The organism is Lysobacter defluvii IMMIB APB-9 = DSM 18482 (assembly GCF_000423325.1).
Classification (GTDB): domain Bacteria; phylum Pseudomonadota; class Gammaproteobacteria; order Xanthomonadales; family Xanthomonadaceae; genus Novilysobacter; species Novilysobacter defluvii.
The window spans coordinates 385,506-399,946 of sequence record NZ_AUHT01000005.1 but is presented as its reverse complement, the minus strand read 5'-3'; the positions used below and the strand labels follow the sequence as shown (position 1 = coordinate 399,946).

Below are 14,441 nucleotides of genomic sequence, written 5' to 3'. Positions count from 1 at the left end.
TGGAACAGCGTGGATCGTGGCGCGGAACTCAGCACTCGATCACGTTCACCGCCAGGCCGCCGCGGCTGGTTTCCTTGTACTTGTCCTTCATGTCGTTGCCGGTCTCGCGCATGGTCTTGATGACCTTGTCGAGGGTGACCTTGTGGGTCCCGTCGCCGCGCATGGCCATGCGGCTGGCGTTGATCGCCTTGACCGCGCCCATGGCGTTGCGCTCGATGCAGGGGATCTGCACCAGCCCGCCGATCGGGTCGCAGGTCAGGCCGAGGTTGTGCTCCATGCCGATCTCGGCGGCGTTCTCGACCTGGCCCGGCGTGCCGCCAATGGCCGCGGTCAGCCCTGCGGCGGCCATCGAGCAGGCCACGCCGACCTCGCCCTGGCAGCCGACCTCGGCGCCGGAGATGGAGGCGTTTTCCTTGTACAGGATGCCCACCGCGGCGGCGGTCAGCAGGAAGGTGTGGATGCCGGCGCGGTCGGCACCGGGCACGAAGCGCTCGTAGTACTGCAGCACCGCCGGGATCACCCCGGCCGCCCCGTTGGTCGGCGCGGTGACCACGCGGCCGCCGGCGGCGTTCTCCTCGTTGACTGCCAGGGCGAACAGGTTCACCCAGTCGAGCATGGTCAGCGGGTCGGTGGCCATCGCCTCCGGGAGCGCGGAAAGGTGGGCCAGCAGGCCGGGCGCGCGGCGGGTCACCTTCAGCCCGCCGGGAAGCGTGCCGCCGGAGCGCAGGCCGCGCTCGATGCAGGACTTCATCGCCGCCCAGATCTGGTCCAGGCCGGCCTCGATCTCCTCGCGGCTTCGCCAGACCTGCTCGTTGGCCATCATCAGCCCGGCGATCCCCAGGCCCGACTCGCGCGCGGTGGCGATCAGCTGGTCGCCGCTGGAGAAGGGGTAGGGAACGGCGGTGGTGTCGGCGACGATCCGGTCCTCGGCCGCCTCGTCCTGGTTGACCACGAAGCCGCCGCCCACCGAGTAGTAGTCGCGGGTCGCCAGTACGTTGCCCTCCGCGTCGTAGGCGGTGTAGCGCATGCCATTGGTGTGGAACGGCAGCTTCTGGCGCTTGTTCATGATGAGGTCGCGCTTCTCGTCGAAGGCGATCTCGTGGCGCCCGAGCAGGCGGATGCGGCCGTCGCCGCGGACGCGCTCCAGGATGCCGGGGATCAGGTCCGGGTCGACCCGGTCCGGCCAGTGGCCCTCCAGGCCGAGCATCACCGCCTTGTCGGTGCCGTGGCCGCGGCCGGTCAGGGCAAGCGAGCCGAACACCTCCGCGCGCACCCTCGCCACCTTCTCCAGGTGCCCCTCCTCGTCCAGCCAGTGCTCGACGAAGCGGGCGGCCGCGCGCATCGGGCCGACGGTGTGGGAGGAGCTCGGCCCGATGCCGATCTTGAACAGGTCGAAACAGCTGACGGCCATGGACGCTTCAGGGCTTGGGTGGGGGATCCCGCAGGGCGCCGTACTATATCCGACCCCTTCTGTACCCCGGCCGGCCGGGCCGATCCCCCTGATGGCACTGATCCTTTACCAGCGCGACGACTGCCACCTGTGCGACCAGGCGATCGAGGTGCTCGCCGCCGCGGGTGCGGGCGATTTCCGCAACGTGTTCATCGACGGTGACGAGGCCCTGGAGTCGCGCTACGGCATCCGGGTGCCGGTGCTCGGGCGCGAGGCCGGCGGCGGGGAGCTCGACTGGCCCTTCGACGTGGCTGCGGTGCGGGCGTTCGCGGGCCGCTGACCCGGGTAGGCGCCTGCTTGCGCGGAGCGCCGGCCTTCGCCGACCCTAGGCCGGCAGGGAGCCTGGGGAGCAGGGAGATGGGGAATACGACGCGGTCGCCGCTGGGCGGCCTGTGCGCGGCGTTGCTGGCGGTGGTCGCCGGCCTTTCCGCGCCGTTGCCGGTCGCTGCGGAGGGCACGCCGCCGGCCCGGCCGAGTGCGCCCGCGGAGGACGCGTCCCCGACCGCCCTGCGGGTCCCGGCGATCCCGCAGCCACGTCTGATCGGCGTTGCCGACGGGCTACCGTCGAGCGCGGTCAACGGCATCGCCACCGACAGCGTCGGGCATGTCTGGGTGGCGACCGCGGACGGCCTGGCGCGCCACGACGGGCGCGGCTTCCGGGTCTGGCGCCACGACCCGGCCGACCCCGGGAGCCTGCCGGGCAACTACATCACCGCCGTCCACGTCGACGGGCGCGACCAGGTGTGGGTCGCGGTGGAAGGGCGCGGACTGGCCGTGCTCGACCGGCAGCGGCGTCGGTTCCGCCACCATGCCGATGCCTCCAACGTGTGGGCGCTGGCCAGCGACGCGGACGCGCTGTGGTACGGCAGCTTCGACGGCGGCGTAAGCCGGCTGGGCCACGGCGAAACGTCGGCGGGCCGGCACTGGTCGGGGGAGGAGTCCGGATTGCCGGCGGACACGATCCTGGCCCTGCGCTTCGATGCCGGCGGAACGCTGTGGGCCGGCACCACGGAGGGGCTGGCGCGCCGGTCCGGCGAGCGGTTCGAAATGGTCGCGCTGCCGGGCGACGACCCGCAGCCGATCATCTACTCGATTACCCCGGAGGGCCGCGCGCTGTGGATCGGGGCGCGCAGCGGGATCTTCCGCGTGGAGCCGGATGGACGGGTTACCACGCCACCCTGGTCCGGGCGCTTCGGGGCGGGCAACGCGGCGTTCGCCGTCGAGCCGGACGGTGGCGGCGGCCACTGGATCGCCACCCAGCAGGGCCTGTGGAACGTCCCCGCGAGCGGCGACCCGGTGCCGGCACCCATCGGCAACAAGGGGCCGACGCGGGCGCTCCAGCAGATGCTGCGGCAGGACGACGGCGCGCTCTGGATGCCGGTGCCGGGCGTGGGGCTTGGCTACCTGCGCCCCGACTGGCGCCGGATGGCGGTGCTCTCCAGCCAGGACGGCGGCCTGTCGGGACAGCTCTACCGTGACGTCGTGCCCGCCCGCGACGGGGGATTGTGGCTGCTGGCCCGTGGCGGCCAGCTCGAGCGGCTCGGCCCCGACGGGCGGGTCCGGCCGGTGCGGCCCGATCTCTGGCAGCGTCTGGAGCAGCTTCGTCCGCTGACCATGGTGGAGGACCCGGCCGGCCGGCTGTGGATCGGCGGAAGCGGCCCCGGTGCGCTGGCGCGCGTGGAGCCGGGTGGCGGCCGGTTCGAGGCCTGGACGCCCGAGAGTCCGGACGACCCGACGATGCTCGGCCAGGTGGACCACCTCCTGGTCGCGCCGGACGGCACCCTGTGGCTGGCGAACGCCGGCTCGGGACTGCAGCAGCGCGACCCCGACACCGGCAGGGTCCTGCGCAGCGTGCGCGGCGGGCCGGGCCTGGAACTGCCGGACGGGGCACTGGAGGCGCTGGTGTTCGGGCCCTCCGGCGGGCTCTGGGCAGCGGGCAGCTTCGGCGTCGCCGTGTTGCCCCGCGGCGGCGGGGCCTTCGCGCCGGTGCCGGGCCTGCCCACCGGCGACCGGGTCTTTGCGCTCGCGTTCGCCACGCCCGGGGAACTGTGGCTGCAGCGCCTGTCCGGGCTCGAGCAGTACCGGCTCGCCGATGGGCGCTGGCAGCGTGCTGCGGCCGCCGGCAGCGAGGAGGGCCTGCCGGCGGTGGAGGGCTCCGGCCTGGCGGTCGACCCGCGCGGGCGGGCCTGGCTTGCGAGCACGCGCGGGCTGCACCGGTGGGATCCGCAAGCCGGCCGGCTGCGCAGCTTCGGGCTTTCCGACGGGCTCTCCAGCCAGGAGTTCCTGGACCAGGGCATGGTGCTTGGCGACAGCGGAGTGCTGGCCGCGGCCCTGGCCGACGGCTCGGTGATGCTGCTGGACACGATGGTCGCCGACCCGCCGCCGCGCGAACCGGCGCTGGTTGTCGACGCCCTGGCAGTGCGGCGGGACGGGGCATGGCATCCGCTGGCCGGCGACGAGCCGCGGCTGTCGCCGGGCGATCGGGAGTTGCGCCTGCGGTTGGCGCTGCTCGCCTTCGCCAACCCTGCGGGTAGCCGCTTCGAGACATGGCTGGTGGGACACGACTCGGGCTGGATCGAGCAGGGCGGGAACCCGGAACGGGTCTGGGCCGGGCTGGAGCCGGGCCGGCACGTGATCCGCGCACGCGCGGTGGACGCGGACGGCAATGCGTCGGCCGAGCAGCGCATCCGGCTCGAGCTGCCTCCGCCGTGGTGGCGCAGCGGCGCCGCCCTGGTGGCCTGGACGGGGCTGGCCATGCTCCTCGCCTGGGGCGCTGGCCGGGCCGTGCGCCGGCGCGTCGCCCACCGCCGCCGGCTCCGGAATGCCGAGCGCGAGCGTGCGCTGGCGCTGGAAGCCTCCGAAGCCAAGAGCCGGTTCCTCGCCAACCTCGGCCACGAGGTCCGGACCCCGATGACCGGTGTGCTCGGGATGACCGAGCTGCTCCTGGGCGATCCGCTCGGCAGCCAGCAGCGCGAGCGTGCCGAGTCGATCCGCACCGCGGGCGAGCACCTGCTGCGCCTGCTGGACGACGCCCTGGACCTGGCGAGGATCGAGGCGGGCCGGCTGGAGCTGGAGCATGCGCCATTCGACCCCCGCGAGCTGGTCGCGCAGGTCGCGCAACTCACCGCGCCGCTGGCGCGCCGGCGGGGGTTGGAGTTCGACTGCACGGTGGCGGCGGCGGTGCCCGTGGCGGTGCTCGGCGACGCGACCCGGGTCCGGCAGATCCTGCTCAACCTGCTGGGCAACGCGGTCAAGTTCACCGCCCGTGGCTCGGTGCGCCTGGAAGTGGACGTCGACGAGGCGGGCACGCTGCGCTTCGCCGTGGAGGACACCGGCCCCGGGCTGCAAGCGGAGCAGGTCGAGCGGCTGTTCCAGCGCTTCGAGCAGGCCGATGGTGCGCGCACCGCCGCGCGCCATGGCGGGAGCGGGCTGGGCCTGGCGATCAGCCGTGAACTGGCGGCCGCGATGGGGGGCGGCATCGGGATCGAAACCACGCCGGGCGTGGGGAGCAGGTTCACCGTGGCGCTTCCGCTTGCCGCGGCGCCCGCGCCGGTGCTCGCGCACGCGGATGCCGCCGCTTCCGCCCCCCCGGGCGGACATGCGCTGCTACTGGTGGAGGACGACCCGGTGGTGGCGGAGGTCATCGCCGGCCTGCTACGGGCCCGGGGGCACGAAGTGACGGTCGCCGGGCACGGGCTGGCCGCGCTGGCAGAGGCCGCGGTGCTGCCCCTTGACGCGGCGCTGCTGGACCTGGACCTGCCCGGTATGGATGGACTGGCGCTGGCGCGGCAGCTGCGCGCCCAGGGCGTGGCGATCCCCTTGCTGGCGATTACCGCGCGTGCCGACCCGGACGTGGAGGAGGAAGTCGCCGCCGCCGGCTTTGCCGGTTTCCTGCGCAAGCCCGTGACCGGGGAGCGGCTGGCCACCGCCCTCGCCGCCGCACTGGACCGCGCGGCAGCCGCGCCGGAACCGGAGCTCAGCGCGCGCTGAGCTCGTGCACCGCGTCGACCAGCACCTTGACGTGGTCGGGGTTCATGTCCGGCGACATGCCGTGGCCGAGGTTGAAGACGTGGCCCTCGCGGGAACCTCCGTTGCCGTCGCGGTAGGCGTCCAGGACGCGGCCCACCTCGCGGCGGATCGCGTCCGGGTTGCCGTACAGCGTGGCCGGATCCAGGTTGCCCTGCAGCGCGACCCGGCCACGGGCGCGGCGGGCGGCTTCGTCCAGGTCGATGGTCCAGTCGACGCCCACGCCCTCGGTGCCGGTCGCGGCAAGCTCCTCGACGTAGGCACCGTTGCCCTTGCCGAACAGGATCAGCGGCGTGCGCGCGTCGCCGTCACCGCGCTCCAGCTCCGCGGCGATCCGCTGCAGGTAGCGCAGCGAGAACTCGCGGTACATGGTCGGCGACAGCACGCCGCCCCAGGTGTCGAAGACCTGCAGGGCCTGGGCGCCGGCCGCGCGCTGGGCGGACAGGTAGGCGATGACGGAGTCGGTGATGACGTCCAGCAGCCGGTGCATGGCGGCCGGTTCGTTGAGCGCGAGCGACTTCACGTGGCTGAAGTTCTTGCTGCCGCCGCCCTCGACCATGTAGCAGGCCAGCGTCCACGGGCTGCCGGAGAAGCCGATCAGCGGCACCGCGCCGTCGAGCTCGCGGCGGATCAGCGAGACCGCGTCGGTGACGTAGCCCAGCTCCGCGGCCATGTCGGGCACCGCGAGCCGGTCGACGTCGCCGACGCTGCGCACCGGGCGCTCGAACTTCGGTCCCTCGCCCTCGACGAAGTACAGGCCCAGGCCCATCGCGTCGGGGATGGTCAGGATGTCGGAGAACAGGATCGCCGCGTCCAGCTCGAACCGCCGCAGCGGCTGCAGGGTCACCTCGCAGGCGATCTCGGGATTCTTGGCCATCGCCAGGAAGCTGCCCGCCTCGCGGCGCACGGCAAGATACTCGGGCAGGTAGCGCCCCGCCTGCCGCATCAGCCAGACCGGCGTGTGGTCCACCGGCTCGCGGCGGAGTGCACGCAGGAAGCGATCGTTGCGGAGCGGACTGGACAAGGCGGGTTCCTCGGTTGATGCGAACGGTCCATGGTACCCGGTCCGGGAATCCGCCGAGCGGGGCCGGATGGGGTCAGCGCGGCCCCTGGCTGCCCTCGCTGAACACCACCTGGAAGCCTTTCCCCAGCTGCAGGTCGCGGGCCTTCGCCAGGGCCGCGAACGCGGCGTCGCGGTCCAGGAACTGCTCGCGCCGGACCTGACTGCGGCCGCCGATGTGGCCGCTCTCGCGCACCAGCGTCCAGCCACCCAGCAGGTCGGGCTGGAGCATGAGCTGGACGAAGCGGGGTGCTTCGTCGCCTTCGGGGCGTTGCTGCATCAACAGTCGCATGCCCGCATTGTAGGGTCCCTCCCGTCATCCCCGCGCACGCGGGGATCCGGCTTGGGTCCGGGCCGGGGGCATCCTTCGGGGAGGTCGCGAGGCCGCGACCCCTAAGAAGCCCCTGCCTCCAATGTCCGGAGAACCGCATCCTCGGAGACCGCAGTGACGATGCGGGCCTCGCCGGGCGCGGTCCAGAGGATGAAGCGCAGGCCGGAGGCGTCGGCCTTCTTGTCCAGGCGCATGCGGGCGAGCAGGGCCCCGGGCTTGAGGCCCGCGGGCAGGGCCGTGGGTAGGCCCAGGCGCTCCAGGAGCGCGCGAAGGCGGTCGCGGTCTTCGTTGCGGGCGAGGCGCAGGCGGGTGGACAGGTCGGCGGCGAGCACCATGCCGACCGCCACCGCCTCGCCATGGTTCAGGCCGTCGCCCGCGGCGGCGTAGCCCTGTTCGGCCTCGATCGCGTGGGCAAAGGTGTGGCCGAAGTTGAGCAGTGCGCGCTCGCCGCGCTCGTACGGGTCGCGCTCGACCACCTCGGCCTTGTAGCGGCAGGAGCGCAGGACCGCTTCGGTGACGGCGGCGTCGTCGCGGGCGAGCAGGCCGCCGGCGTTGGCGCCGAGCCATTCAAGGAAGCCGGCATCGAAGATCGCGCCGTACTTCACCACCTCGGCCAGCCCGGCGCGCAGCTCGCGCTCGGGGAGGGTGCGCAGGATGGTGGTGTCGGCGAGGACGGCGGCGGGGGGATGGAAGGCGCCGGCCAGGTTCTTGCCGGCAGGCAGGTCGACCGCGGTCTTGCCGCCCACCGAGGAATCCACCATCGCCAGCAGGGTGGTCGGCAACTGGACCACGTCGATGCCGCGCATCCAGCAGGCGGCCGCGAAGCCCGCCAGGTCCCCGACCACGCCGCCGCCCAGCGCAAGGACGGTTGCGTCGCGGGTGGCGCCGAGCCTTGCAAGCGACTCGAGCACCTCGCCGAAGCGGGCCAGGGTCTTCTCGTGTTCGCCGGCGGGGAGAACGTGGCGGGCCACCGTCAGACCGGGCCTCGTGAGCGCGTCCACCAGCCGGTCGGCGTGGAGCGGGGCAACGTTGTCGTCGGTGACGACCAGCACGTGGCGGCCGCGCAGGCAGCGGGCGAGCAGCCCGGCGTCGGACAGCAGGCCGGGGCCGACGTGCAGCAGGTAGGGACGCGGCCCGCCGACCTGCAGCGTGGAGGCCCCGCTCATGCGGCGACTCCCCGCCAGCGGCCTTCCAGCGCGGCACGGATGCGCGAGGCCACCTGCCCTGGCGTCGACCCGGCGGTGTCCACGCGCAGGTCGGCGACGGCGGCGTAGAGCGGATCCCGTTCCCGGGCCAGTTGCTCCAGGCGGGCCGCGGCGTCGTGGCCCTGCAGCAGGGGGCGGGAGGTATCCCCGGCGAGCCTGGCCATCTGTTCGGCCGGGGTGGCGTGCAGGTGGACGACGAAGGCGCGCTCCGCGAGCAGGGCGCGGCTGGTGGGGTCGAGCACGGCGCCGCCCCCCGTGGCCACCAGCAGTCCGGAGCCCTGGAGCAGGCGCTGGAGCGCCGCGGCTTCGAGTTCGCGGAAGGCGGCTTCGCCGGAGTGCCCGAAAATGGCGGTCACCGATGTACCGGCGACGCGCTCGACCTCGGCATCCACGTCCACGCGCTCCAGCCCGGTCCGTCCGGCCAGGATCGCGGCGACGCTGCTCTTGCCGGCCCCCATGGGGCCTACCAGGGCGAGGTTGGGGGCGGACTTCATCCCGCGATTCTAGCCAGCCCCGCTTCCTCACGTAGCGGATGCACCCGCTTTACGGTGCGCCTGCGAGGGTCGGTCGTTCCCGGCCGCGACGCGGCCGCAACACCGGAAGGAGAACCGCAATGGCCGTAGCCAAGGTGATCGAGATCTACTCATCGTCCGACAAGAGCGTCGAGGATGCGGTACGCCAGGGGCTGAAGAAGGCCTCCGAGAGCATAAAGAACATCCGCGGCGCCTGGATCAAGGAAACCAAGGTCCAGGTGGACGGCGACGGCAACATCACCGAGTGGCGGGTCGACATGAAGGTCACCTTCGTCGTCGACTGACGTTGCCGGTCGCGGGCGGGCGTGGGCAGCGCCCGCCGGGCGGTCCACAATGCGGGGCATGGACACCACACCCGAACTCCTTGGCGAGGCACTCGCCACCTTCGATGCCCTGTTCGAGCGCGCCCGGCTTGCCCGCGAGCCGGACCCGACCGCGATGACGGTGGCCACCGCCACCCTCGATGCACGCCCCTCGGCGCGGATGGTGCTGCTCAAGGCGCACGACGAGCGCGGCTTCGTCTTCTACACCCACCTGGACGGCCGCAAGGGGCGCGAGTTGCAGGACAACCGCCAGGCCGCGCTGGTGTTCCACTGGCCGCGCGTGGACGAAGGGGTGCAGGTCCGGATCGAAGGCCCCGTGGAGCTGGTGTCCGACGAGGAGGCCGACGCGTACTTCGCCAGCCGCAGCCGCGGCAGCCAGGTCGGCGCGTGGGCGTCCAAGCAGTCCGAGACCATGGAGACCCGCCAGCGCTTCAGCGAGCGCATCGCCGAGGTGGAGCAGCAGTTCGAGGGCCGCGACATCCCGCGGCCGCCGCGCTGGGGCGGCATCCGGGTGCGTCCCAAGTACTTCGAGTTCTGGTACGCCGCCGGGCACCGCCTGCACGAGCGCATCCTCTACGAGAGCGACCTCGCCGGCGAATGGACCAAGCGGATGCTGTATCCGTGACCGGGCCCCGGCGGATCGTCTGCCTCACCGAGGAACCCACCGAGGTCCTGTACGCGCTGGGCGAGTCCGACCGCATCGTCGGCATCAGTGGTTTCACCGTGCGGCCGGCGCGGGCGCGCAAGGAAAAGCCGAAGGTCAGCGCCTTCACCAGCGCCAAGATCGGCCGGATCCTGGAGCTGGAGCCGGACTTCGTGGTGGGCTTTTCCGACATCCAGGCCGACATCGCCGCCGAGCTGGTGCGCCGTGGCGTGGAGGTCTGGATCAGCAACCACCGCAGCGTCGACGGGATCCTCGACTACATCCGGCGCCTGGGCGCGATGGTCGGCGCGGCGGCGCGCGCGGAGGCCTGGGCGGACGAACTGCAGCGCCGACTCGAGCGCATCCAGGCCCAAGCCGCCACCCTGCCGCGCCGACCCAAGGTCTATTTCGAGGAATGGGACGACCCGCCGATCACCGGGATCCGTTGGGTGGCCGAGCTGGTGCGCATCGCCGGCGGCGACGACGTCTTCCCGGAGCGCGCGGCCGAGCCGCTGGCGAAGGCGCGGATCCTGGAGGATCCATCCGAGGTGGTGCGCCGCGCGCCGGACATCATCATGGGCTCCTGGTGCGGCAAGAAGTTCCGTCCGGAGCACGTGGCCGCCCGCCCGGGTTGGGACGCCATCCCGGCGGTGCGCGACGGCGAGCTGCACGAGGTGAAGTCGCCGATCATCCTCCAGCCCGGCCCCGCCGCACTGACCGACGGGGTCGACGCGATCGCCCGGATCATCCGGGACTGGGGCCTGCGTCACGGGTAGGGCATGGGCCTTCACGCCGCGTGTGGCATACGATCCCCCGGTTCCCCCTGAACGAGGCCCTCCCATGTTCCAGAAGCTGATCCTCACCCCGTTCCTAGTCGCGGCCCTTTCGCTGTCGCTGGTCGCCAACACCGCCAATGCCGGCGTCATCGGCACCCAGCAGGCGATGAGCGCCGAGTTGCGTTCGGCCAAGGAGACCCGGGTGCGCTCCTCGCTGGCGCGCGACGATGTCCGGCAGGCGATGCAGCAGCTGGGCGTGGACCCGGTGGACGCCGAGGCGCGCGTCGCCTCGCTCAGCGATGCCGAGCTGCTGCAGCTGGAGGGCCAGCTGGACCGCCTTCCCGCCGGTGGCGATGCGCTCGCCGTGATCGGCGTCGTGTTCCTGGTGCTGCTGATCCTGGAGCTGGTCGGCGTCACCAACGTCTTCAACCGGATCTGATGGCGGTCCGCCCGGCGGGGCGGGCATGGCGTGCGGCGGCGGGCCTGGTGCTCGCCGCCGCAGTCGTGTCCGGCTGCTCGGTCAATCCCGACTGGCAGCTCGCCCGGAGCGAGGCTCCTTCCGGGACGCTGCTGCTCGACACCCCGTTCCATCCCCAGACCGAGTACCAGTGCGGTCCCGCGGCGCTGGCCACGGTCCTGGGCGCAAGCGGGGTCCCGGTCGAGCCGGAGTCGCTGGTCCCGCAGGTCTACCTGCCGGGGCGCGAGGGCAGCCTCCAGCTGGAGCTGGTCGCGGCCACGCGGCGCGCCGGCCGCATCCCGTACGTGATCGACCCGGAGCCGGAGGCGCTGCTGGACGAACTGCGCGCCGGCCGCCCGGTGCTGGTCCTGCAGAACCTGCTGGTGCGCACCGTGCCGCGCTGGCACTACGCGGTGGTGGTGGGCGTGGATGCCGGCGCGAACCGGCTGGTGCTCAACAGCGGCACGATCCAGGGGCTGGAGATGCCGGCACCGAGGTTCCTGCGGACCTGGGACTGGGCCGGGCGGTGGGGGCTGCTGTCGCTGCGGCCCGGCGAAATCCCGGCCCGGGCGGACCCGGTGCGCTACCTGGCCGCCGTGGCGGATTTCGAGCAGGTGGCCGGCGCGGAGGCGGCCAGGCCCGCATACGAGGCGGCGCTGCTGCGCTGGCCCCGGGACGCGCGTGCGCACCTGGCTGCAGGCAACCGGGCCTACGCTTCCGGCGCGCTGGAGCAGGCGGCCGTCCACTACCGCGACGGCCTCGGCCTGGCGCCCGACGACGCGGTGCTGGGAAACAACTATGCGAGCGTGCTCGGGGAGCTGGGCTGCCCTGCCCAGGCCAGGGCGGTGCTCGCGGCCGCCCTGGAGGCGCATCCGCCGGACGGGCCGTGGCGGGCCGAGCTGGAGCTCACGCGCGGTGAGCTGGAGGAGGCGCGCCCCGGTGCGCGATCTTCCGGGGCGTGCACGGCGCACGGGATTCCGGTGGAGGCGGGGGCGCAGTAGGCGCCCCGGCCGTGCCGGAATGAGCGCGGGTCAGTGGGCCGCGCCGGTCCCCTCAGAAGTCGTGGTTGAACCGCAGCGTCGCCGGGGGCTCCCCTTCGCGGCGGACCTCCACCGCGAAGGTCAGCGTGTCCCGCGGGCGCGCCTGGAAGGTGCCGGCATGGTCGAGGAAACCACCGGCCTCGAGTTCGCGCAGCTCGATCGTCTGCTGGGTGCCGTGCAGGTCCGTCGCGGTGGCGCTGACCCGGGCCGGGAGCGACACCTGCCCGCCGTCGGCCGGTCGGCGCACCGACACCAGCAGCAGGACCGTGCCTTCTCCGCGCTCGATGCCGTACTGGCGTGCCATCGCCTCGCTGAGGTTGCCGGTGGGGATGAGGTTCGCCCGGACGGTGGCGTCGCGCAGCTGCAGCGACGCCTCGTGCGGCTTCAGCCCGGTCTCCGCCACCGGCTCGGCGCCACACGCCGCCAGCAGGCCTGCGAGCAGGCAGGCCAGCCACAACCGGCCGGCGCCTGCACGCCTCCCGTATGGCAGTCCGCCCATGGCGCCTCCCTCAGTCTTCATTGGCGGCCGACAGTTCCGCGCCGCGCCGGGTCGCCGCGCCCACTGCGCGCTCGACCAGGGCACGCAGCCCGCCTTCCTCGAAGGCTTCCAGCCCGGCCTGCGTGGTCCCCCCGGGCGAGGTGACCCGGCGCCGCAGCGTCGCGGCGTCCTCGCCGGATTCGACCAGCATCCGCGCCGCGCCCAGGATGGTCTGGTTCGCCAGCCGGGCGGCGACGTCGCGCGGCAATCCCTGCGCCGCGCCGGCGTCGGCCATCGCCTCGGCCATCAGGAACAAATAGGCCGGGCCGCTGCCGGACACGCCGGTGACCGCGTCCATCAGGGCCTCGTCCGCGATCCACTCCACCTCGCCGACCGCGGCCAGCAGCTCGCCGGCCTGCGCGCGCTGGTGCTCTTCGACGTGCTCGTTGGCGTACAGGCCGGTCATGCCGGCGCCCAGGAGGGACGGGGTGTTGGGCATGGCCCGGACCACGGGCACGGCGCCGCCGAGCCAGTCGGCCACCTGCCGGGAGGTGATCCCCGCCGCCACCGACACCGCGACCGGACGGACCTGCTGCGCCAGCGGCGCCAGGTCGTTGCACACCAACCGCATCCCCTGGGGCTTGACCGCCAGCACCCAGAAGTCCGCGCCGTCCACGGCCTCCTCCGGGGTGGCGAAGCACTGCACGCCGAAGCTGGCGCACAGCCGCTCGCGGTTCGGGGCGTTGCGGTCGGCCACGCGGATCCGCGACGGATCGCCACCACGGGCGACCATGCCGCCGACGAGGCTGCTCGCCATGTTCCCGCCGCCGATGAAGGCGACCACCGGGCTGCCGGTCCGTTCGTTCATGTTCCTGCCCTGTTCGACGAAAGCCCCACAGTGTAGGACGGCCGCCACGGCGACGCCTCCCGGAGCTGTGATGACGGGCCGTATCGCGCGCCGGCGGCAGGGCTATACTCGCCCGCAGGGGGCGCGGCGGCCGAACGCCGCGTCATTACAGCGCAGGGGCGTGCACGGGCCGCCACTGCAGAGCGCGCGGGGAGCACGCATGGACATCGCCGAACTGCTGGCATTCTCGGTCAAGAACAAGGCCTCCGACCTCCACCTCTCGGCCGGCATGCCGCCGATGATCCGGGTCGACGGCGACGTGCGCCGCATCAACATCCCGGCGCTGGACCACAAGGCGGTGCACGCGCTGGTCTACGACATCATGTCGGACAAGCAGCGGCGCGACTACGAGGAGTTCCTCGAGGTCGACTTCTCGTTCGAGATCGCCGGGCTGGCGCGCTTCCGCGTCAACGCCTTCAACCAGAACCGCGGCGCCGGGGCCGTCTTCCGCACCATTCCTTCGGAGGTGCTGACGCTTGAGGACCTGGGCACCCCGCGGATCTTCCGCGAGCTGATCGACCAGCCGCAGGGCCTGATCCTGGTCACCGGTCCGACCGGTTCGGGCAAGTCGACCACGCTGGCGGCGATGATCGACCACATCAACAAGCAGGAATACGCGCACATCCTCACCATCGAGGACCCGATCGAGTTCGTGCACACCTCGCAGAAGTGCCTGATCAACCAGCGCGAGGTACACCGCGACACCCACGGCTTCAACGAGGCCCTGCGCTCGGCGCTGCGCGAGGACCCGGACTACGTGCTGGTCGGCGAGCTGCGCGACCTGGAGACCATCCGCCTGGCGCTGACCGCCGCGGAGACCGGCCACCTGGTGTTCGGCACCTTGCACACCTCCTCGGCAGCCAAGACCGTGGACCGCATCATCGACGTGTTCCCGGCCGGCGAGAAGCCGATGGTCCGCTCGATGCTGTCCGAATCGCTGCGCGCGGTGATCAGCCAGGCGCTGCTGAAGAAGGTCGGCGGCGGGCGCACCGCGGCCTGGGAAATCATGGTGGGCACACCGGCGATCCGTAACCTGATCCGCGAGGACAAGGTGGCGCAGATGTACTCGGCCATCCAGACCGGCCAGAACGCCGGCATGATGACCCTGGACCAGCACCTCCAGGACCTGGTCAAGCGCGGGATGATCCTGCGCCCGCAGGCCCGCGAATACGCCAGGGACAAGCGCCTGTTCGACTGAGCGCCAGGACGAGG

General features: G+C 72.8%; 15 protein-coding genes. 8 read left to right on the top strand and 7 right to left on the bottom strand.

Features of this window, described 5'->3' with window-relative positions; genetic code table 11:
* Positions 1 to 28: 28 nt before the first annotated feature.
* Positions 29 to 1,411, bottom strand: a complete 1,383-nt coding sequence (locus G545_RS0104200; RefSeq protein WP_027069298.1) for an L-serine ammonia-lyase — start codon at positions 1,409 to 1,411, stop codon at positions 29 to 31.
* 91 nt (positions 1,412 to 1,502) lie between these two features.
* Between G545_RS0104200 and G545_RS0104195 the strand changes: the two genes are divergently transcribed.
* Both G545_RS0104195 and G545_RS13485 read left to right on the top strand, forming a co-directional pair.
* Entirely contained in the window at positions 1,503 to 1,730 is a 228-nt protein-coding gene (locus G545_RS0104195) for a glutaredoxin family protein (RefSeq protein ID WP_027069297.1), read from the top strand.
* Positions 1,731 to 1,807: 77 nt separating this feature from the next.
* Positions 1,808 to 5,440 carry a hybrid sensor histidine kinase/response regulator gene (locus G545_RS13485; RefSeq protein ID WP_052347259.1) on the top strand — a complete coding sequence of 1,211 codons (3,633 nt, stop codon included), beginning with the start codon at positions 1,808 to 1,810 and terminating at the stop codon, positions 5,438 to 5,440.
* Here the strand turns inward: G545_RS13485 and hemE are convergent.
* From hemE to G545_RS0104170, 4 genes are all read right to left on the bottom strand, one after another.
* Positions 5,427 to 6,500 carry a uroporphyrinogen decarboxylase gene (gene hemE, locus G545_RS0104185; protein ID WP_027069296.1) on the bottom strand — a complete coding sequence of 358 codons (1,074 nt, stop codon included), beginning with the start codon at positions 6,498 to 6,500 and terminating at the stop codon, positions 5,427 to 5,429. The genes G545_RS13485 and hemE overlap by 14 nt on opposite strands.
* A gap of 73 nt (positions 6,501 to 6,573) precedes the next feature.
* Positions 6,574 to 6,828 (bottom strand): WGR domain-containing protein, encoded by a 255-nt coding sequence (locus tag G545_RS0104180; protein ID WP_027069295.1) that lies wholly within the window; start codon positions 6,826 to 6,828, stop codon positions 6,574 to 6,576.
* Positions 6,829 to 6,929: 101 nt separating this feature from the next.
* Positions 6,930 to 8,033 (bottom strand): 3-dehydroquinate synthase, encoded by a 1,104-nt coding sequence (gene aroB / locus G545_RS0104175; protein WP_027069294.1) that lies wholly within the window; start codon positions 8,031 to 8,033, stop codon positions 6,930 to 6,932.
* Complete coding sequence (locus G545_RS0104170) at positions 8,030 to 8,566, bottom strand: shikimate kinase (RefSeq protein WP_027069293.1); 537 nt, start codon at positions 8,564 to 8,566, stop codon at positions 8,030 to 8,032. The genes aroB and G545_RS0104170 overlap by 4 nt, the downstream gene beginning before the upstream one ends.
* Before the next feature lie 119 nt (positions 8,567 to 8,685).
* On the opposite strand from G545_RS0104170, the gene G545_RS0104165 reads away from it, so the two are divergent.
* The 5 genes from G545_RS0104165 to G545_RS13480 all read left to right on the top strand — a co-directional run bounded on the left by G545_RS0104165 (position 8,686) and on the right by G545_RS13480 (position 11,805).
* Positions 8,686 to 8,889 carry a dodecin family protein gene (locus G545_RS0104165; protein ID WP_027069292.1) on the top strand — a complete coding sequence of 68 codons (204 nt, stop codon included), beginning with the start codon at positions 8,686 to 8,688 and terminating at the stop codon, positions 8,887 to 8,889.
* Positions 8,890 to 8,947: 58 nt separating this feature from the next.
* Positions 8,948 to 9,553: a pyridoxamine 5'-phosphate oxidase gene (gene pdxH / locus G545_RS0104160; protein WP_027069291.1), complete on the top strand. Its 606-nt coding sequence runs from the start codon at positions 8,948 to 8,950 to the stop codon at positions 9,551 to 9,553.
* Positions 9,550 to 10,347: a cobalamin-binding protein gene (locus tag G545_RS0104155; RefSeq protein WP_407059621.1), complete on the top strand. Its 798-nt coding sequence runs from the start codon at positions 9,550 to 9,552 to the stop codon at positions 10,345 to 10,347. The genes pdxH and G545_RS0104155 overlap by 4 nt, the downstream gene beginning before the upstream one ends.
* Before the next feature lie 64 nt (positions 10,348 to 10,411).
* Positions 10,412 to 10,786, top strand: a complete 375-nt coding sequence (locus tag G545_RS0104150; RefSeq protein WP_027069289.1) for a PA2779 family protein — start codon at positions 10,412 to 10,414, stop codon at positions 10,784 to 10,786.
* Positions 10,786 to 11,805 (top strand): PA2778 family cysteine peptidase, encoded by a 1,020-nt coding sequence (locus tag G545_RS13480; RefSeq protein ID WP_052347258.1) that lies wholly within the window; start codon positions 10,786 to 10,788, stop codon positions 11,803 to 11,805. The genes G545_RS0104150 and G545_RS13480 overlap by 1 nt, the downstream gene beginning before the upstream one ends.
* 52 nt (positions 11,806 to 11,857) lie before the next feature.
* On the opposite strand, the gene G545_RS13475 is transcribed toward G545_RS13480, so the two are convergent.
* Positions 11,858 to 12,343 carry a DUF4426 domain-containing protein gene (locus G545_RS13475; protein ID WP_161625769.1) on the bottom strand — a complete coding sequence of 162 codons (486 nt, stop codon included), beginning with the start codon at positions 12,341 to 12,343 and terminating at the stop codon, positions 11,858 to 11,860.
* Between the two features lie 10 nt (positions 12,344 to 12,353).
* A complete protein-coding gene (proC, locus tag G545_RS0104135) occupies positions 12,354 to 13,190 on the bottom strand; it encodes a pyrroline-5-carboxylate reductase (RefSeq protein ID WP_027069288.1) in 837 nt (278 codons plus the stop codon).
* Between the two features lie 199 nt (positions 13,191 to 13,389).
* On the opposite strand from proC, the gene G545_RS0104130 reads away from it, so the two are divergent.
* Complete coding sequence (locus G545_RS0104130; RefSeq protein ID WP_027069287.1) at positions 13,390 to 14,427, top strand: type IV pilus twitching motility protein PilT; 1,038 nt, start codon at positions 13,390 to 13,392, stop codon at positions 14,425 to 14,427.
* Positions 14,428 to 14,441: the final 14 nt, after the last annotated feature.